Here is a 17,200-nt window from a genome sequence, read left to right as displayed (position 1 = left end):
TCCTCGTTCATGGGGATTCAGCCGATATCCGCTTCAGCCGATATCCGCTTCGGCTTCGATCGCGTCCAGCCCGCGCACCGGGTAGCGTTCCTGCAGCTGCAGCAGGTAGGCCTGCACCTCGCGCTGGCGCACCTGCAGTTCCAGGTAGTCGCGCAGCTGCGGCAACACGGCATCGAACGGCTGCGGCTGGCCTTCCTCGCGTGCATCGACGCAGACCACGTGGTAGCCCCAGCGCGATTCCACCGGGAAACCGGCCAGGCCCTCGCGCAGGCGGAACACCTGGCGGTCGAACTCCGGCGTGGTCTGCCCACGCTGCAGCCAGCCCAGGTCGCCGCCCTCGCTGCTGGATGGGCAACGCGAATGGCGCAGGGCGAAATCGGCGAACAGGTGCGGCGACTCTTTCAGCAGCCCGACCAGCCGCTCGCCCTCGGTACGTGCGGCGAAGCGCCCAGCCACGTCGTCGGCCGGCGCGGCCAGCAGGATATGGCGCAGGCGCACACGGTCGGGAGAGCGGAAGCGCTCCGGGTTCTGCACGAAGTAGCGCCGGCAGTCTTCATCGGTCGGCACGCGGTCTTCGATCGCGTCTTCCAGCAGTTGCTGGATCAGCACTTCCTCATCGCTTACCCGGTTGCCCTCCGGTGCCTGCAGGCCCAGCCGCTGCGCTTCCAGGCGCAGCAGCTCGCGCACCACCAGTGCACGTGCCGCTGCGGCACGTGACTGTTCCGGGCGCATCGCCCGATGGTGCTGCATCTCGCGGGCGATGTCGGCCTCGCTGATCGCGGTCTCGTCCACGAACAGCCGGCACGGCGCCGGCTGCCCGAGCGAGCGCGCCCCCTGCGCTGCCGCGTCATGGTGATGCGAATGCGCCTCGGCAGGAACCGGCGCGGCGGAGTCGATCACGGTGATCGGCAGGAACTTCGGCAGGCTGCCCATGGCTTACTCCCGCGGCCCGTAGCGCAGCGTGGCCTGGCGGCGGCGCACCACCTGGTACGGCCTCCACAGGTAGCTGATCGGAATGCTCCACACGTGCACCAGGCGGGTGAACGGCGCGATCAGGAACAGGGTCAGGCCCAGGAAGATATGCATCTTGTAGACCCAGCTGACGCCCTCGATGTAGTCGGCGGCACCGGCACGGAAGGTCACGATGTGCTGCGCCCACTCGGCCAGCTGCACCATCACCCCGCCGTCCAGGTGGCCGGACGAGATGCGGATGCTGTACAGGCCCAGGCACAGCTGGGCGAACAGCAACACCAGCAGCAGGGTGTCACCGAAGCTGCCGGTGGCCCGCACGCGCGCGTTGAACAGGCGGCGTACCAGCAGGATGCTGATGCCGATGAAGCACAGTGCGCCGAACACACCACCGACCACCATCGCCAGCATCTGCTTCTGCGAGGAGGTGATGAAGTGCTCGTACACTGCGTGCGGGGTCAGCAGACCGACCAGGTGGCCACCGAGGATGGCCAGGATGCCGATGTGGAAGCAGTTGCTGCCGATCCGCATGCCCTTGTCCGACAGCATCTGGCTGGAGCCGGTGCGCCAGGTGTACATGGCCTTGTCATAGCGGGCCCAGCTGCCGATCAGCAGCACCGCCACGGCGATGTACGGGTAGTACTGGAAGGCGAATTGATGCAGGGAGTAACTCATGGCTGGACCTCTCGATGCGAAGGACGGGCCGGCGAACGCACGGGCGGCTTGCAGTCTTCGGCGGGGGCTTCGGCACCGAAGCGCACCGCCTCCTCCTCCCACAAGCGGTCCATGGCCTCGGCGGTATCGTCGCGGACTTCTTCGCTGGCACGCTGGCGCAGCGCCTGCAGATCGGCCTTGCCGTCCCCGGCTTCGACCAGGATCTCGAACAGCACCCGGTGCGGCAGCTCACGCTCGGCGGCACGCGCGGCCAGCATCCCGGCGATATGGCCGATGTGGTGCAGCCACTCGCGGGCCTCGCTGCCGGGGCGATGGGCCAGGAACTCCAACAGCAATGGCAGGTAATCCGGCAGCTCCCGCGCATCCAGTTCGAAGCCGTTGCGGCGGTAGGTTTCGACCAGGTCGACCATGGCCTGGCCACGGTCGCGCGACTCGCCATGGATGTGCTCGAACAGCAGCAGGCTCATCGAGCGGCCGCGGTCGAAACTGGCCAGCCAGGCGGCCTGTGCGTCCAGCGCATCGGTGGCCAGCAGCTGCTGCACGAAGCTGCGCAGCTGCTGGCGGCGGGCGGCGTTCAGCGCCGGGTCGTCACAGGCGGCGAGCAGCTCCTCGCCGTGCTGCCACAGTTCTTCACGCGGGTAGTCCAGCAGCACCCCGACCAGCTTGAGCACGCTCATCACACCACCTCCTTGCGACGGTGGTTCGGCCCCTTGTCCACCACGAAGGTGGTGGTCTTGCGCTGGCCGAACAGGTCGGCCGGGCTGTCACCATTGCAGCCGCTGCCGAAGGTGAAGCCGCAGCCGCCGCGCTCGCCGAAGGCGTCGTTGGCGTATTCGCGGTGGCCGGTCGGAATCACGAAACGGTCCTCGTAGTTGGCGATGGCCAGGTAGCGGTACATCTCTTCCACCTGGGCGATGCTCAGCCCGGTCTGTTCCAGCACTGCCGTGTCTTCCACGCCGTCCACGTTCTTGGCCCGGCGCCAGGCACGCATGGCCATCAGCCGTTCCAGCGCGCGTACCACCGGCGCCTCGTCACCGGCCGTCAGCAGGTTGGCCAGGTAGCGCATCGGGATGCGCAGCGACGCCACGTCCGGCAGTTCGCCGCTCATGCCCACGCGGCCACGCTCGGCGGCGGACTGGATCGGCGAAAGCGGCGGCACGTACCAGACCATCGGCAGCGTGCGGTATTCCGGGTGCAGCGGCAGCGCCAGCTTCCAGTCGATCGCCAGCTTGTACACCGGCGACTGCTTGGCCGCCTCCAACCAGCTGTCCGGGATGCCCTCCTTGCGCGCGGCGGCGATCACCGCCGGGTCGTTCGGGTCCAGGAAGATGTTCAGGTGGGCCTGGTACAGGTCCTTCTCGGCGGCCACCGAAGCGGCCTCGGCGATGCGGTCGGCGTCGTACAGCATCACGCCCAGGTAGCGGATGCGGCCCACGCAGGTTTCCGAGCACACGGTCGGCTCACCCATCTCGATGCGCGGGTAGCAGAAGATGCACTTCTCCGACTTGCCGCTCTTCCAGTTGTAGTAGATCTTCTTGTACGGGCAGGCCGACACGCACATGCGCCAGCCGCGGCACTTGTCCTGGTCGATCAGCACGATGCCGTCTTCCTCGCGCTTGTAGATCGCGCCCGAGGGGCACGCCGACACGCACGCCGGGTTCAGGCAATGCTCGCACAGGCGCGGCAGGTACATCATGAAGGTCTTCTCGAAGGCGCCGTAGATCTCCTTCTGCACCTGGTCGAAGTTGTAGTCGCGCGAGCGCTTGCTGAACTCCGAACCGAGGATCTCCTCCCAGTTGGGGCCCCACTCGATCTTCTGCATGCGCTCGCCACTGATCAGCGAACGCGGCCGCGCGGTGGGCTGGTGCTGGCTGTCCTTGGCGGTGTGCAGGTTCTGGTAGTCGAAATCGAACGGCTCGTAGTAGTCGTCGATCTGCGGCAGGTCCGGGTTGGCGAAGATCTTGGCCAGCATGCGCCAGCGGCCACCCGCGCGTGGCACCAGCTTGCCGGCGCGGGTGCGCACCCAGCCGCCGTTCCACTTGTCCTGGTTCTCCCATTCCTTCGGGTAGCCGATGCCCGGCTTGGTTTCCACATTGTTGAACCAGGCGTACTCGACGCCCTCGCGCGAGGTCCAGACGTTCTTGCAGGTGATCGAGCAGGTGTGGCAGCCGATGCACTTGTCCAGGTTCAGCACCATCGCGATCTGTGCACGGACCTTCATCACACCACCTCCTTGCTGGCCGATGCCGAAGCACCAGCGGGCTGCTCATCGTCCAACCAATCGATCTTGTCCATCTTGCGTACGATCACGAACTCGTCGCGGTTGGTACCGCAGGTGCCGTAGTAGTTGAAGCCATAGGCCAGCTGCGCGTAGCCACCGATCATGTGGGTGGGCTTGAGCACGATGCGGGTCACCGAGTTGTGGATGCCGCCGCGGGTGCCGGAAATCTCCGAGCCCGGCACGTTGATGATGCGTTCCTGGGCGTGGTACATCATCGCCATGCCCGGCATCACGCGCTGGCTGACCACCGCACGCGCGGCGATCGCACCGTTGACGTTGAACAGCTCGATCCAGTCGTTGTCGACGATGCCGGCGCTGCGCGCGTCGTCCTCGCTGATCCACACGATCGGGCCACCGCGCGACAGTGTCTGCATGATCAGGTTGTCGCTGTAGGTGCTGTGGATGCCCCACTTCTGGTGCGGGGTGATCCAGTTCAGCACGATCTCCTTGTTGCCGTTCGGGCGCTGGTTCAGCAGCGGCTCCACCGTGCGCGTGTTGACCGGCGGCCGGTAGCTCATGAAGGCCTCGCCGAAGTCGATCATCCACTCATGGTCCTGGTAGAACTGCTGGCGACCGGTCACCGTGCGCCACGGAATCAGCTCATGCACGTTGGTATAGCCGGCGTTGTAGCTGACGTTGTCGTCTTCCAGGCCCGACCAGATAGGCGAAGAGATGATCTTGCGCGGCTGCGCCTGGATGTCACGGAAGCGGATCGCCTCGTGTTCCTTGCCCACCGCCAGATGCGTATGCTCGCGACCGGTGAAGGTGCCCAGCGATTCCCACGCCTTCACTGCCACGTGGCCGTTGGTTTCCGGCGCCAGGTGCAGGATCACTTCGGCCGCGTCGATTGCGGTCGAGATGGCCGGACGGCCCTGGCTTACACCCTCTTCGTGCACGGTGTGGTTCAACTTGCCGAGGAACTCCACCTCGTGCTTGGTGTCCCAGCTCATTCCCTTGCCGCCGTTGCCCTGCTTGTCCAGCAGCGGGCCGAGCGAGGTGAACTTGCGGTACAGGTTCGGGTAGTCACGCTCCACCACCGTCATCGACGGCATGGTCTGGCCCGGAATGGCCTCGCACTCACCCTTCTTCCAGTCGGCCACGCCGAACGGCATGCCCAGCTCGTTGGGGGTGTCGTGCAGGGTCGGCACCAGCACCAGGTCCTTCTCCACACCCAGCACGCCCGGCGCCATCTCGCTCACGGTGCGGGCCACCTCCTTGAAGATGTCCCAGTCGCTGCGCGATTCCCAGGCCGGGTCCACCGCCTTCGACAGCGGGTGGATGAAGGGGTGCATGTCCGAAGTGTTGAGGTCGTCCTTCTCGTACCAGGTTGCCGTCGGCAGCACGATGTCCGAGTACAGCGCGGTGGTGCACATGCGGAAGTCGAGCGTGACCAGCAGGTCCAGCTTGCCTTCCGGCGCCTCGTCGCGCCACTTCACCTCCTGCGGTTTCACTGCGCCCATTTCGCCCAGATCCTTGCCCTGCAGCCCGTGGCGCGTACCCAGCAGGTGTCGCAGCATGTACTCATGGCCCTTGCCCGAGGAACCGAGCAGGTTCGAGCGCCAGATGAACATCATGCGCGGGTGGTTCTGGCTGGCGTCGGGGTCGGCGAAGGCGAAGTCCAGCGAGCCATCCTTGAACTTGCCCAGCGCGTAGTCCGCCGGGGCCACGCCGGCCGCTTCGGCCTCGCGTACCAGCTGCAGCGGGTTACGGTCCAGCTGCGGGGTGCTCGGCAGCCAGCCCATGCGCACCGCGCGCAGGTTCAGGTCGGCCAGGCTGCCGCCGTACTTGCTAGCATCGGCCAGCGGCGACAGCAGCTCGTCCACCTGCAGCTTCTCGTAGCGCCACTGCCCGGTGTTGAAGTAGAAGAACGAAGTGCCGTTCATGTGGCGCGGCGGCTTGCTCCAGTCCAGCCCGAACGCGAGCGGCTGCCAGCCGGTCTGCGGGCGCAGCTTTTCCTGGCCCACGTAATGCGCCCAGCCGCCACCGGTCTGGCCCACGCAACCGCACATGATCAGCATGTTGATCAGGCCGCGGTAGTTCATGTCGTTGTGGAACCAGTGGTTCATGCCCGCGCCGACGATGATCATCGATCGGCCGTGGGTCTTGTCGGCGGTACGCGCGAACTCACGGGCGATCTCGATCACCTCGGCGCGTGACACGCCGGTGATGCGCTCCTGCCACGCCGGCGTGCCCGGCACCATGTCATCGAAGCTCGATGCCACGTTACCGCCGCCAAAGCCACGGTCCACGCCGTACTGGGCCAGCAGCAGGTCGTAGACCGTGGCCACCAGCGTCTGGCCGCCATCGGCCATGGCCAGCCGGCGCACCGGAATGTTGCGGTCCAGCACTTCTTCGGCCGGCGCAGCGGTCCAGCCATCGCTTTCAATGCCACCGAAGTACGGGAAGCTCACTGCCTCGATGCCGTCGTTGGCATCGGACAAGCTCAGGCGCAGGCGTGTGTCGGCGCCATTGCTTGCCTTCTCTTCGATGTTCCAGCGGCCCTTCTCACCCCAGCGGAAACCGATCGAGCCATTGGGCACCACGATCTGGCCGCTGTTCTCGTCGTAGGCCAGGGTTTTCCAATCCGGGTTGTTGGCTTCACCCAGCCCGCCCAGCTCACTGGCACGCAGGAAGCGGCCCGCCACCAGGCGGCCATCGTCGCGACGTTCCAGGCGCACCAGCATCGGCATGTCCGAGTATTGGCGGCAGTAGTCCTGGAAATACTGCGAGGGCGAATCGACATGGAACTCGCGCAGGATCACATGGCCGAACGCAAAGGCCAGCGCCGCGTCGGTGCCCTGCTTGGGGTGCAGCCAATGATCGGTCAGCTTGGCAAGCTCGGAATAGTCCGGGCAGATCGCCACTGTCTTGGTGCCGTTGTAGCGCGCCTCGGTGAAGAAGTGCGCATCGGGCGTGCGCGTCTGCGGCACGTTCGAGCCCCAGGCGATGATGTAGCGGCTGTTGTACCAGTCGGCCGATTCGGGCACGTCGGTCTGCTCGCCCCAAATCTGCGGCGAGGCCGGCGGCAGATCGCAGTACCAGTCGTAGAAGGACAGGCAGGCGCCACCCAGCAGCGACAGGTAGCGCGCACCGGCGGCGTAGGACACCATCGACATCGCCGGAATCGGCGAGAACCCGACCACGCGGTCCGGGCCGTACTGCTTCACCGTATATAGGTTGGAGGCGGCGATGATCTCGTTGGCCTCTTCCCACTGCAGGCGCACGAAGCCGCCCATGCCGCGGCGGGTCTTGTACGAACGCGCCTTCTCCTTGTCCTCCACGATGCTGGCCCAGGCATCGACCGGGGCCTTGCTCTTGCGTGCTTCGCGCCACAGGCGCAGCAGCGTGCCGCGGATCAGCGGGTACTTCAGCCGGTTGGCGCTGTACAGGTACCAGGAATAGCTGGCGCCACGCGGGCAGCCACGCGGTTCATGGTTGGGCAGGTCCGGGCGCGTGCGCGGGTAGTCGGTCTGCTGGGTTTCCCAGGTGACCAGGCCGTTCTTGACGTAGATCTTCCAGCTGCAGGAGCCGGTGCAGTTCACGCCATGGGTGGACCGCACGATCTTGTCGTACTGCCAGCGGGCGCGGTAGCTGTTTTCCCAGTCGCGGCCCTCGCTCTTGGCAAATCCATGGCCATCGGCAAAGGTCTGGGGGTCACGCTTGAAGAACTGCAAGCGATCGAGGAAATAACTCATCGGGGATCTCCCTTTGCGGACATCGGCATCGTGGCTGTGTGTGTCATCTGGCTGCGGTGCGTTTTCATGTCGTCAGCAGGGTGTCTCGGCACCGCGCCGGTAGTACCACCACCAGGTCACGGCCAGGCAGGTGACATAGAAAACAACGAACCCGTACAGCGCCATGTCGGGGCTGCCGGTCAACGTAATGGACGAGCCGTAGCTCTTGGGAATGAAGAAACCGCCGTAGGCACCGATCGCACCGGAGAAACCGACCACCGCGGCCGATTCGATGCTGGCCTGGTGTGCGGCCGTGGCCTTGCCCTCGGCGTTGTCGTTGGCCGACCAGCGCTCATGCAGGGTGCGGAAGATCACCGGGATCATGCGGAAGGTGGTGCCGTTGCCGATGCCACTGAGCACGAACAGCGCCATGAAGCTGAGCAGGAAGCCATGGAAGTTGCCGCCCTGGCCATCGCTGGGCAGGAAGTGCAGCACGCCGAACACCGCTGCGATCATCAGCGCGAACACCCAGAAGGTCAGGCGTGCGCCACCCCAGCGGTCGGCCATGCTGCCACCCACCGAGCGCATCAGTGCGCCCAGCAGCGGGCCGATGAAGGCGTAGGCCAGCGGGTTCACGTCCGGGAACTGGCTCTTCACCAGCATCGGGAAGCCGGCCGAGAAACCGATGTAGGAACCGAAGGTGCCGATGTACAGCCAGCACATCAGCCAGTTGTGCTTGCGGCGGAAGATCACCGCCTGCTCGGAGAACGACGAGCGGGCGCTGGTCAGGTCGTTCATGCCAAACCAGGCCGCGATGGCGCACAGCCCGATGGCCGGCACCCAGATGAATCCGGCGTTCTGCAGGAACAGCGGTGCCCCACCCTCCACCGCGGGCTGCGGTGCACCACCCAGCGCACCGAACACGCCCACAGTGATGACCAACGGAATCACCGCCTGCGCCACCGACACGCCCACGTTGCCCAGGCCGGCGTTCAGGCCCAGCGCCAGGCCCTGCTTCTGCTTGGGGTAGAAGAAGGAGATGTTGGACATCGACGACGAGAAGTTCGCGCCACCAAAGCCACACAGGATCGCGATGGCCACAAACACCCAGTACGGCGTGGCCGGGTCCTGCACCGCAATGCCGAGCCACAGCGTCGGCGCCAGCAGCGAGGCAGTCGACAGCGCGGTCCAGCGGCGGCCGCCGAAGATCGGGATCACGAACGAATAGAAGATGCGCAGGGTCGCGCCGGACAGGCTGGGCAGCGCCACCAGCCAGAACAACTGGTCGGTACTGAAGTTGAAGCCGATCTTCGGCAGGCTGATCGACACCGCCGAGAACAGCACCCAGACCGAGAAGGCCAGCAGCAGCGAGGGGATCGAGATCACCAGGTTGCGGGTGGCGACCCGCTTGCCGGTGCGCTCCCAATAGCCCGGGTCCTCCGGCGTCCAGTCGCTGATGACGCGACCGGGACTGGCAGTGCTGCGGACAACAGGATCGCTACCGACGGTCATACATGGCTCCAAGGCTGTGGAATGACGTGGGTACTGCGTTTCAAGTTGTGACCCGTCGTCATGCAGCCATTAGGCCGTGCAGCAACAACGACGGGGTTGATCTGGATCAATCAGGGGCCGGTTTCCACCCTGCCCCTGACAAATGTCAAACCGATGAAGCGGTGCTGCGGCGGGTCACCCCGCGCTGGCGCACGCTGTCGCGCACGTCCACATCGAACTGCAGCTGAAGCTGGCTGCCATCTTCCAGGGCAATGTCGAATGGCAGGCCATCCCGGCACGGCAGCCGCGCCGCCAATGCCTCGACTGCCGGGCGCGGCAGTACCAGGCGGCAGAAGGTGCCGCCGTCCAGCAGCACGGGCTGTTCACCGGCATGCAGCGATACCGCCATGCCCCAGCCTTCGATACCGCCGAAGCGGGTCATGTTCTCGACCGTTTCACCGGCCAGCAGGCGCGCCAGCTCGGCCTCGTCCAGGCGAAGCCGTACCGATTGGTCCTGCAACTGCACTTTCATGACGCAACATCCTCCCATTGTTCGGGGGTATTGCAGTTGACCAGCCCGGCCTCGTCAACCGGCGCCAGCGCCACGGTGTTCACGCCAAGACGACGCTGCAGGGCCTGCAGCGAGCGCGGACCGTCCGGGTCATCCAGCATCGATTCAAGTACGTTGCGACAAGCATCGTCTATATCCACCAGCATGGGCAGGGGGTGGCCGGCAAAGATCGTGCATGGACCGCGATGGCCGTCACGCAATTGCTGCAGCAATCGCGGCGGCAGCAGCGGCGTATCCACCGGCACCACCCAGGCCGGGCCATCGGGCATGCGCATCGCCACGCTGTAGAGCCCGCCCAGCGGCCCGCAACGTGCCACGCAGTCCGGTACGCCGCCGAACGCCGGGTAATTTCCGCTGACCCAGACCTCGCCTGCGCCGGCCTGCATCAACAGGCCCCGCATGTGTTCCAGCAGCGTGCGGCCCTGCCACGGCAGCAGCGCCTTGTCGCGACCCATCCGGCTGGACAGGCCACCGGCAAGCACGATGCCGTTGATGCTCATCGCAGTAGAGCCACGCCATGCGTGGCTGCGCCGGCCGGATGCACGGGAAAGGCCTCATCCACGCATGGCGTGGATCTACTGAATCCCGCGCCGCCCTGAAAGGCGCGGTCAATGCCCGTGGTCATGCGTATGGTCATGGGAGTGCGAAGCTTCGGTGTCCGCATGGCACAGGCTGCACCCCTCGCTCCACTCGCTGTCGCCGTCCTCGTAATGTTCCTGCTTCCAGATCGGGCACTGGTGTTTCACCACCTCGATCAACTGCCGGCAGGCGCGGAACGCCTCGTCTCGATGCGGGCTGCCCGCCGCCACCACCACCGCCACATCACCAATGCCCAACCGCCCCTTGGCGTGGACCACATACAGCTTCAACTTCGGACCGAACGTCGCCTCGACCTCGGCGGCCAGGCGCTTGAACTCGTTCAGCACCAGCGGTTCGAACAGATCGTAGGTAATCCCGGTCACCCGCCGGCCCACATTGACGTCGCGCACCTTGCCGATGAACACGTCGATGCCGCCGAAGCCCGGATCGGAAACCGCCGCGATGCCCTCGGCCGGATCGATTGCCGCCTGCGCGCGGTCCACGACCTTGGCGATGATCGTCCCGCTCATCGCTCAGCCCCCGCTCACCGGCGGCAGGATCGCCACCCGGCCATCGTCGGGCAGCGCCTCGTGGTCGCGCAGCACGCGTTGCTGGTCGGCGAATGCCGAGTAATCCAGCAAGCCGGCACGGAAACCCGGCCAACGCAGCGGCATCAGCTCGCGCAGCGCCTGGCGCAGATCGGCCACGGTGCCACCGGCTACATCCACGGCGATCTCGCGGCTGGCATCCAGATCGGAAAACGCACCGAACAATTGCAGATTCACCTGTCTCATCACGGCTCCTGGCTTGCCAGCTGCACCGGGTCCTGATGACCCCAGCCCTGCACGCGCACTGGCGTGCCGGCAGGGGCGAGACCGCCCTCGCCGTCCAGCACCACCCAGGCGTTGGCCTGCAGCATGGACATCAAACGGAACGACTCCTGCCCTGCCAGCACGCGCGCACTCAGGCGGCCCTGCGCGTCCACTTCCACCCGGGCCCGCGCATGGAAGCGCAGGCCCGGCGGCGTGCGCACGTCGGCCTGCAGCGGCAACATCAGCACCTGCTCCGGTGCCAGCCCCAGCAGGCGGCGCAGCACCGGCTCGACAAAGAAGCGCTGGCCCACCGCAGCCGACACCGGGTTGCCCGGCAGGCCGAAATACAGCGCGCCATTGGGCAGCACTGCGAACAGCAGCGGCTTGCCCGGGCGGATCGCCACCTTGTGGAACACGATGCGCGCACCACGGCCGCGCAGCGCATCGGGAACGAAATCGTAGCGCCCGGCCGACACCGCGCCGGTGCTGATCAGCACCTGCGCGCCAGCGGCCAGCGCTTCATCCAGCACCTCATTGAACGCGGCCACGTCGTCGCTCACCGTGCCCTGCCAGACCACCTCGGCACCGGCGGCCTGCAGGCGACCGACCAGATACGGCCGGTTGCTGTCTCGGATCTGCCCGGATTCCAGCGTCTGCGCAGCTTCAGTCACCAGCTCCTTGCCGGTGGCGATCACCGCAGCCTTCGGCCGTGCCACCACCGCCACCTGGCCCACGCCGATGGCATGCAGCAGGGTGCGCGCATTGATATCCAGCACCTGCCCGGCCTGCAGCACGCGCTCGCCTTCGCTCACGTCCTGGCCGCGCAGGCGCACGTGCTGGCCCGGCTTCACCGATGCCTTCAGGGCGATGCGGGTCGGGCGTCCCTCCTCGCTGGCGAGGATCTCCACATTCTCGACCGGTACCACCGTATCCAGCCCCGACGGCATGCGCGCACCGGTCATGATTTCCCAGGCACCCTCGCCGCCCTCGGCGCCGGCATCGCCGGCTGCCTGCCAGCCCTGCACCGCGAATTCGGTACCGGCCTCGAATGTCGCGCCGTTGGCGCGCAGCGCGAAGCCGTCCATTGCCGAATTGTCGAACGGCGGCAACGACTGCCCGCTGTGGATGTCACTGGCAAGGGTACGGCCGCCGGCCTCATGCAGCGGCAGGCGCTCGGCCGGCAGCGGCGTGGCCGCGTCCAGCAGGTGCTGCAAGGCATCGCTGTAGGCAATCATCAGTGGCCACCACCCTCGACCATCGCCAGGGCGTGGCCCAGTACCGGCGCCAGGATATCCAGGCACTGCGCCGCCGCCTTCGGGCTGCCAGGCAATGCAAACACCAGCATGTTGCCCAGCTGCACCACCTCGGCGCGGCTCAGCCAGGCCATCGGCGTGTGCTGTGCACTCAGTGCCCGCACCATCTGCGCCAGGCCATGCACCGGCCGCGCGTTCAAGGAACGCAGCGCCTCCGGCGTCAGGTCACGCGGGCCCAGCCCGGTACCACCGGTACACAGGCACAGGCGCACGCCCTCGGCGGCCAAGGCCTGCAGGCGGCCCGCCAATGGCTCGATGCCATCAGGCAACACCTCGGCGGCCACGACCTCACCGCCCAGCTTTTTCAGGCCGGTCACCAGGGTCGGGCCAGAGATATCGTCATAGGTGCCCTCGCTGGCGCGATCGCTCAGCGTGATCACTGCGCAGGCCGCGCCCTCCAGGCCTTTCGGCGCACGCGGCTTGAAACGCGCGCGCTCGGCATCGTCCATGCCGTCGGGGTGCAGCCAGACACCGCGCTTGCCGCCTTCCTTGAACAGCAGGCGGATGCCTTCGATGCGCAGGGCCGGTTCCACCGGCTTGCTCAGGTCGTACAGGGTCAGCAGCGCCGCGTTGACGCCGGCCAGTGCCTCCATCTCCACGCCGGTGCGCGCCTCGCTGGCGCACTCGCACCACACGCGGATCGCCTGCCGTTCCGGCACCGGCGCGCAGAACACCTGCACCAGTTCCAGTGGCAGCGGGTGGCACAGCGGCATCAGCATCGAGGCCATCTTGGCGCCCTGCAGGCCGGCAATCTCGGCCATCACCAGCGCATCGCCCTTGGGCAGGCGGCGCTCGACGATCAGCGGATAGGCCACCGGACCGGCATGCAGCTCGCCCACCGCCACCGCACGGCGGCGGGTGATGCGCTTGTCGCGGACATCGGCCATATGGAAGGCCGCATTCAATTCCCCACTCATCGTGTTGCTCATCCTCCGATGGAGGCCAGGTGCGGGGTCAGCCCGGTCTGGCCCTGGTGCAGTCCATGCCCGGCCGCTTTCAGGCCAAGCTGTGTGGTGATGCGTGCCAGCAGTGCGTCATGGTCATCGTCGCTCTGCAGTAGCGGGCGCAGCGGCACGCCGAACTCGCCGAACAGGCACAGCCGCAGGTCGCCCTTGGCGGTCACCCGCAGGCGGTTGCAGCCCTTGCAGAAGTCACGCGAATACGGGGCGATGATGCCGATGCTGCCGCGATGGTCGGGGTGGCCGAACTCGCGCGCGGGCCCGGCATCGGCGGCGCGCGGACGCTCGTGCCAGCCAGCGGCCAGCAGCTGCTCGATCACCACGTCGGCACGCAGGTGGTGGCGCTGGAAATAGGCTTCGTTGTCGCCGGTGCGCATCAGTTCGATGAAGCGCACGCTGAAGGGGCGATCGCGCAGGTACTCCATCCACTGCGGCAGCTCGTCGTCGTTCAGGCCCCGCAGCAGCACCGCGTTGAGCTTGATCGCCGGCAGGCCCAGCGCCTGCGCCAGGGCCAGGCCCTGTTCGATCTCCGGCAGGCGGTCGTGCCCGGTGATGGTCTTGAAGCGTTCGCGCTGCAGGCTGTCCATGCTCACGTTCAGCGCGGTCAGGCCAGCCCGGTGCCACCCCGGCAGGCGCCGCGGCAGCAGCGTGCCGTTGGTGGTGATGGCCACCTTGCGGATGCCCGGCACCGCCGCAACCGTGGCGATGATCTCGTCCAGGTCCTTGCGCAGGCTGGGCTCACCGCCGGTCAGGCGGATCTTGCTCATGCCCAGCGCGGCAAACGCACGCACCAGGCGCGAGATTTCATCCACCTGCAGGAAGCGCGGGCGGCCATCGGCCTGGTAACCGTCGGGCAGGCAGTAGCTGCAACGGAAGTTGCAGGCTTCGGTCAACGACAGGCGCAGGTACGGAAAGCTGCGTCCGAAACCGTCGGTGAGTTGGCTCATGGCTGGTCCACCTTGTTGCTCCACCGTCTTGCCTGTGCCCGGAACGGCCCGGATACCCTCGCCTGCTGGAACGATTGCCAGAGTACGCGGCCTTCAGTTCCATGGGCATGACTTAAATCAATCGCGTTCGGCCCCGCGCGGCAGGCGTTGTGGCAGCATGCGGCTTTCCGTGCAGCGGGCGTGTGACAACCCTCATGATGATGAACGATTTCCAGCAACTGCTGCATGCCGCCGGCGAGCAGGCTGAACCGCAACGCCTGCTGTTCGTGTTCGTGCGCACCGAGTTGCCCGATTCGCCCACCAGCGACCAGCGCGACCGGCATGACCGCCGCGAGGGCGGCACCCTGTCGCCGGTGCTGTGCGTGGACAAGCTGCCGGCCGAGGTGCCCAGCTTCCAGGCGCTGGCGGCCGAGTCGACCACCACCGGCATCGACTGGGACCTGGTGTTCGTGGCGGCGCTGGATGGCAGAGGCGGTTTCGCACCCAACAGCGACGAAGCCGCGCGCCCGCTGAAGCTGATGGTCAACGCCATCCATGTCGGTCAGATCGGCCGCTTCGCCGCCTTCGACCGTGGCGGCGAGCCCGTTCAGTTCTATTGAGCCACCAGCTGCAGGGTCAGGAAGAAGATCACCAGCACGGTGTTCAGCCCCCAGGCCACGGTCAACCCGCGCGCAGCCACGCCCAGGTTGGGGTTGTGCGCGGTGGGCGCCGCCCGCCAGACCGCCGGGATGATCCAGCCGGTATAAAGCAGCAGCACGGCAAATACCCCCAGCAGCAGCGTGGTGCGCTGGTTGGCCAGGGCCCAGAGGGCTACCGCCCACAGAATGTTGCTGGGAATGACGCCCTGCAGCCAGAACACACTCCACAGGCGGGAACGGCCCTGGGTGTCGGGGGTTGGGTGCAGCGAAGCGGTCGCGGTCATAAGTCTCCTTCTGTTTAGGAAACGTGCTGAACAAGCCTGCGCTTGGTGGCTGGGAACGTCAACCCGAGTCGCACATCACGCTTTGACGCCTGTAGAGGCGAGCCATGCTCGGCTCCGGCCACCCTCTCTGCGGAGCCTGTCGTCATCGCCCCTCCCCACCGGTTCCCTATGGCCCCCCCAACCTCGACGCCTGTCGCAGATTGCACGGTGCGGGCGGATCACCGCGCCAGCCAGCACTGGCGGTGCTTAGCGGCATGGGAGAATGCCGAAAGCGTCTCCAATCGAGTGATGTTTGCAACTCTTCTGATTGGCATTGCACAGCGCCAGGGGCTCAGATGGCGTGCCACCGCAAAAGGGTGGCCGGGCTTCGAATCCCGTGTTGGCCTTGAGTAAGTGCGCTTGCCAGCCGGCGTCACCATGCGTGGCGCCGGCTGGCAATCCGTCTGCCGGCTATGGCGGGCGGTGCGTTGGGGGCGTTCGCGCCCGCCGGCTTGAGGCCAACCCGGATTCGAACCACGTACCGCCCGCCACCTTTCGGGTGGCGGCTACCGATTGCCCTGCACGGAGCCTTGCCATGAACGAATCGGACTTCCCGCATCTGCACGCCTACCGCAGCACCGCCGGCGACGACGGTTCGCCACAGGCTGCGCCAACAGTGGACAGGAACACCTTCATTGCCAATCTCCACCGCATCGGCTCCGGTGCGGCAGCCGACGGACAACCCTGGCCGGAGCGGCATCAACTACCCGGCCGCTGCCTGGCCCTCGCCGATGCCGATTGCGCTCTGAACGGGTTGCGGGTGGTGCTGGAAATGCTGCTGGCGGCGGAACGCACCCGGCAGAACGGCGAACCGGAAGAGTACGTGGGCGACCGGGTGATGGAGGGGTTGGTCATGGCTTGCCAGTCGCTGTGCGCGCAGGCGGTGGGGCGGTTGCAGCCCGAAGGGTGAATGCCATGCGCAACGCCCTTCAGCTTGGATCGCTTTCAGCAGGCGTCAGTGCTCGCTGAAAGCGCTCCTCAGATCGACGCCGATGATCGGCGAGAAGTCCACCTTCCACAGTTCCAGTTCGAAGAGCTGATCGTGATTGTCCAGGCACAGGGTGACTCTCACCGGCACACCGTCGGCATCGGCGAGCATGGCCGTGGCAATGTCACTTCCGAAGAGTTGGTCGTGCTGGACAGGAACACCACGCCCCCGAATCCGACGACCTCCACGTCCTCCACCTGGGCGAGCGCCAGATCCTTCAACAACCGTTCGGACCGCTCGGTCGTCTCCGGCAGCAGCCTATGGATGAGGGAGACCTCGTCGGGGGTGAGCAATCTGGGCACGGAATGTCCTTCAGGGCACTGCATCCGCCATCGGTAGATGCTCGATCCGCCATGTCCTGACGTAGATGAGAATGACGCTTCCGGTCGAGGTGGTCTCGATACGGAAACACTTCAGGCCGGACAACGGCTAGCCGACCGCCTTCCAACGGTCAAGAAGATCAGCAAGTCCCGGCTCGTTATCGTCAACCTTGGCGAACTCAATTCGCTCTCCACCCAGTAAAACTGGCAGAGCGTTCTGCGCGAGCAGACATCCTGTGCAGCATGAGCAGGATAGGAAACAGCCATGACAACGCATCGATGGAGAACTTCTTCCAGCGACAGTAGCGGGAAACATACAAAGCCGAGGATCTAAAGCAATCACGACGAGACACGCGCAAACGTCGCCCTGCACATCGAGATGTTCTAGAACCCAAGACAGCGCCACCGCGCCAGCGACGAGCCGCCCCAATAAAGTTCGACACGCGGCATGCACTTGGCGGCTGATGGCTACCCAGGAAACACTGGACGATTAACCTTTGAATCAGACCCCGCCCAGCTTCTTAACATTCTTCTCCTTCACCACGTCCAGCATCGATTTGACCGCCTCAACCCCAGAGGGACCGGGCGTGCTCACTTAATCAATTAAAAAGAGTCGATCGCGGATATCCGGTTGAGGATGCAAAGCCAGCATCCTCAGCC

Annotated in this window: 18 protein-coding genes; 2 read left to right on the top strand and 16 right to left on the bottom strand. The window is 66.1% G+C overall.

Annotation, left to right across the window (positions count from 1 at the left end):
• Positions 1 to 33: 33 nt before the first annotated feature.
• From VG566_RS00270 to moaA, 13 genes are all read right to left on the bottom strand, one after another.
• Positions 34 to 933 (bottom strand): peptidylprolyl isomerase, encoded by a 900-nt coding sequence (locus VG566_RS00270; protein WP_241883978.1) that lies wholly within the window; start codon positions 931 to 933, stop codon positions 34 to 36.
• Positions 934 to 936: 3 nt separating this feature from the next.
• Complete coding sequence (narI, locus tag VG566_RS00265; protein WP_241883979.1) at positions 937 to 1,644, bottom strand: respiratory nitrate reductase subunit gamma; 708 nt, start codon at positions 1,642 to 1,644, stop codon at positions 937 to 939.
• Entirely contained in the window at positions 1,641 to 2,321 is a 681-nt protein-coding gene (narJ, locus tag VG566_RS00260) for a nitrate reductase molybdenum cofactor assembly chaperone (protein ID WP_075678009.1), read from the bottom strand. Before narJ ends, narI begins: the two co-directional genes overlap by 4 nt.
• The gene (gene narH, locus VG566_RS00255; RefSeq protein WP_241883980.1) at positions 2,321 to 3,865 is read right to left on the bottom strand and encodes a nitrate reductase subunit beta; all 1,545 of its coding nucleotides are present in this window, start codon (positions 3,863 to 3,865) and stop codon (positions 2,321 to 2,323) included. The genes narJ and narH overlap by 1 nt, the downstream gene beginning before the upstream one ends.
• Positions 3,865 to 7,620 (bottom strand): nitrate reductase subunit alpha, encoded by a 3,756-nt coding sequence (locus VG566_RS00250; protein WP_088431200.1) that lies wholly within the window; start codon positions 7,618 to 7,620, stop codon positions 3,865 to 3,867. Before VG566_RS00250 ends, narH begins: the two co-directional genes overlap by 1 nt.
• 72 nt (positions 7,621 to 7,692) lie before the next feature.
• Entirely contained in the window at positions 7,693 to 9,111 is a 1,419-nt protein-coding gene (locus VG566_RS00245; RefSeq protein WP_241883981.1) for a NarK family nitrate/nitrite MFS transporter, read from the bottom strand.
• 145 nt (positions 9,112 to 9,256) lie between these two features.
• Positions 9,257 to 9,622 (bottom strand): DUF7009 family protein, encoded by a 366-nt coding sequence (locus VG566_RS00240; protein WP_099526975.1) that lies wholly within the window; start codon positions 9,620 to 9,622, stop codon positions 9,257 to 9,259.
• Positions 9,619 to 10,161, bottom strand: coding sequence for a molybdenum cofactor guanylyltransferase (mobA, locus tag VG566_RS00235; protein ID WP_241883982.1), 543 nt, complete (start codon positions 10,159 to 10,161; stop codon positions 9,619 to 9,621). Before mobA ends, VG566_RS00240 begins: the two co-directional genes overlap by 4 nt.
• Before the next feature lie 108 nt (positions 10,162 to 10,269).
• On the bottom strand, positions 10,270 to 10,770 hold the full coding sequence (locus VG566_RS00230) for a molybdenum cofactor biosynthesis protein MoaE (protein ID WP_423172637.1): 501 nt from the start codon (positions 10,768 to 10,770) through the stop codon (positions 10,270 to 10,272).
• A gap of 3 nt (positions 10,771 to 10,773) precedes the next feature.
• Positions 10,774 to 11,034: a MoaD/ThiS family protein gene (locus VG566_RS00225; RefSeq protein WP_241883984.1), complete on the bottom strand. Its 261-nt coding sequence runs from the start codon at positions 11,032 to 11,034 to the stop codon at positions 10,774 to 10,776.
• Positions 11,034 to 12,287 (bottom strand): gephyrin-like molybdotransferase Glp, encoded by a 1,254-nt coding sequence (glp, locus tag VG566_RS00220; protein ID WP_241883985.1) that lies wholly within the window; start codon positions 12,285 to 12,287, stop codon positions 11,034 to 11,036. The genes VG566_RS00225 and glp overlap by 1 nt, the downstream gene beginning before the upstream one ends.
• Positions 12,287 to 13,282 carry a bifunctional molybdenum cofactor biosynthesis protein MoaC/MoaB gene (gene moaCB, locus VG566_RS00215; RefSeq protein ID WP_241883986.1) on the bottom strand — a complete coding sequence of 332 codons (996 nt, stop codon included), beginning with the start codon at positions 13,280 to 13,282 and terminating at the stop codon, positions 12,287 to 12,289. Before moaCB ends, glp begins: the two co-directional genes overlap by 1 nt.
• An 8-nt stretch (positions 13,283 to 13,290) precedes the next feature.
• On the bottom strand, positions 13,291 to 14,271 hold the full coding sequence (gene moaA / locus VG566_RS00210; protein ID WP_032959978.1) for a GTP 3',8-cyclase MoaA: 981 nt from the start codon (positions 14,269 to 14,271) through the stop codon (positions 13,291 to 13,293).
• Between the two features lie 194 nt (positions 14,272 to 14,465).
• On the opposite strand from moaA, the gene VG566_RS00205 reads away from it, so the two are divergent.
• On the top strand, positions 14,466 to 14,870 hold the full coding sequence (locus VG566_RS00205; RefSeq protein ID WP_423172636.1) for a ribonucleotide reductase subunit alpha: 405 nt from the start codon (positions 14,466 to 14,468) through the stop codon (positions 14,868 to 14,870).
• Here VG566_RS00205 and VG566_RS00200 read toward each other — a convergent pair.
• Positions 14,864 to 15,193 carry a hypothetical protein gene (locus VG566_RS00200; RefSeq protein WP_005416862.1) on the bottom strand — a complete coding sequence of 110 codons (330 nt, stop codon included), beginning with the start codon at positions 15,191 to 15,193 and terminating at the stop codon, positions 14,864 to 14,866. The genes VG566_RS00205 and VG566_RS00200 overlap by 7 nt on opposite strands.
• Positions 15,194 to 15,767: 574 nt before the next feature.
• On the opposite strand from VG566_RS00200, the gene VG566_RS00195 reads away from it, so the two are divergent.
• The gene (locus tag VG566_RS00195; protein WP_032959983.1) at positions 15,768 to 16,142 is read left to right on the top strand and encodes a hypothetical protein; all 375 of its coding nucleotides are present in this window, start codon (positions 15,768 to 15,770) and stop codon (positions 16,140 to 16,142) included.
• Between the two features lie 45 nt (positions 16,143 to 16,187).
• Here the strand turns inward: VG566_RS00195 and VG566_RS00190 are convergent, their stop codons facing one another.
• A complete protein-coding gene (locus VG566_RS00190) occupies positions 16,188 to 16,331 on the bottom strand; it encodes a DUF6984 family protein (RefSeq protein WP_423172635.1) in 144 nt (47 codons plus the stop codon).
• The gene (locus VG566_RS00185; RefSeq protein ID WP_241883988.1) at positions 16,301 to 16,522 is read right to left on the bottom strand and encodes a hypothetical protein; all 222 of its coding nucleotides are present in this window, start codon (positions 16,520 to 16,522) and stop codon (positions 16,301 to 16,303) included. The genes VG566_RS00190 and VG566_RS00185 overlap by 31 nt, the downstream gene beginning before the upstream one ends.
• Positions 16,523 to 17,200 lie beyond the last annotated feature (678 nt).

The organism is Stenotrophomonas sp. CASM114, from assembly GCF_049384325.1.
Taxonomy (GTDB): domain Bacteria; phylum Pseudomonadota; class Gammaproteobacteria; order Xanthomonadales; family Xanthomonadaceae; genus Stenotrophomonas; species Stenotrophomonas muris.
This window is presented reverse-complemented; position numbering and strand designations above follow the sequence as displayed.

Coding starts and splice junctions, on each gene's coding strand:
- VG566_RS00270 (WP_241883978.1), bottom strand. CDS start 933: ATGGGCAGCCTGCCGAAGTTCCTGCCGATCACCGTGATCGACTCCGCC.
- narI (WP_241883979.1), bottom strand. CDS start 1,644: ATGAGTTACTCCCTGCATCAATTCGCCTTCCAGTACTACCCGTACATC.
- narJ (WP_075678009.1), bottom strand. CDS start 2,321: ATGAGCGTGCTCAAGCTGGTCGGGGTGCTGCTGGACTACCCGCGTGAA.
- narH (WP_241883980.1), bottom strand. CDS start 3,865: ATGAAGGTCCGTGCACAGATCGCGATGGTGCTGAACCTGGACAAGTGC.
- VG566_RS00250 (WP_088431200.1), bottom strand. CDS start 7,620: ATGAGTTATTTCCTCGATCGCTTGCAGTTCTTCAAGCGTGACCCCCAG.
- VG566_RS00245 (WP_241883981.1), bottom strand. CDS start 9,111: ATGACCGTCGGTAGCGATCCTGTTGTCCGCAGCACTGCCAGTCCCGGT.
- VG566_RS00240 (WP_099526975.1), bottom strand. CDS start 9,622: ATGAAAGTGCAGTTGCAGGACCAATCGGTACGGCTTCGCCTGGACGAG.
- mobA (WP_241883982.1), bottom strand. CDS start 10,161: ATGAGCATCAACGGCATCGTGCTTGCCGGTGGCCTGTCCAGCCGGATG.
- VG566_RS00230 (WP_423172637.1), bottom strand. CDS start 10,770: ATGAGCGGGACGATCATCGCCAAGGTCGTGGACCGCGCGCAGGCGGCA.
- VG566_RS00225 (WP_241883984.1), bottom strand. CDS start 11,034: ATGAGACAGGTGAATCTGCAATTGTTCGGTGCGTTTTCCGATCTGGAT.
- glp (WP_241883985.1), bottom strand. CDS start 12,287: ATGATTGCCTACAGCGATGCCTTGCAGCACCTGCTGGACGCGGCCACG.
- moaCB (WP_241883986.1), bottom strand. CDS start 13,282: ATGAGTGGGGAATTGAATGCGGCCTTCCATATGGCCGATGTCCGCGAC.
- moaA (WP_032959978.1), bottom strand. CDS start 14,271: ATGAGCCAACTCACCGACGGTTTCGGACGCAGCTTTCCGTACCTGCGC.
- VG566_RS00205 (WP_423172636.1), top strand. CDS start 14,466: ATGATGATGAACGATTTCCAGCAACTGCTGCATGCCGCCGGCGAGCAG.
- VG566_RS00200 (WP_005416862.1), bottom strand. CDS start 15,193: ATGACCGCGACCGCTTCGCTGCACCCAACCCCCGACACCCAGGGCCGT.
- VG566_RS00195 (WP_032959983.1), top strand. CDS start 15,768: ATGAACGAATCGGACTTCCCGCATCTGCACGCCTACCGCAGCACCGCC.
- VG566_RS00190 (WP_423172635.1), bottom strand. CDS start 16,331: ATGCTCGCCGATGCCGACGGTGTGCCGGTGAGAGTCACCCTGTGCCTG.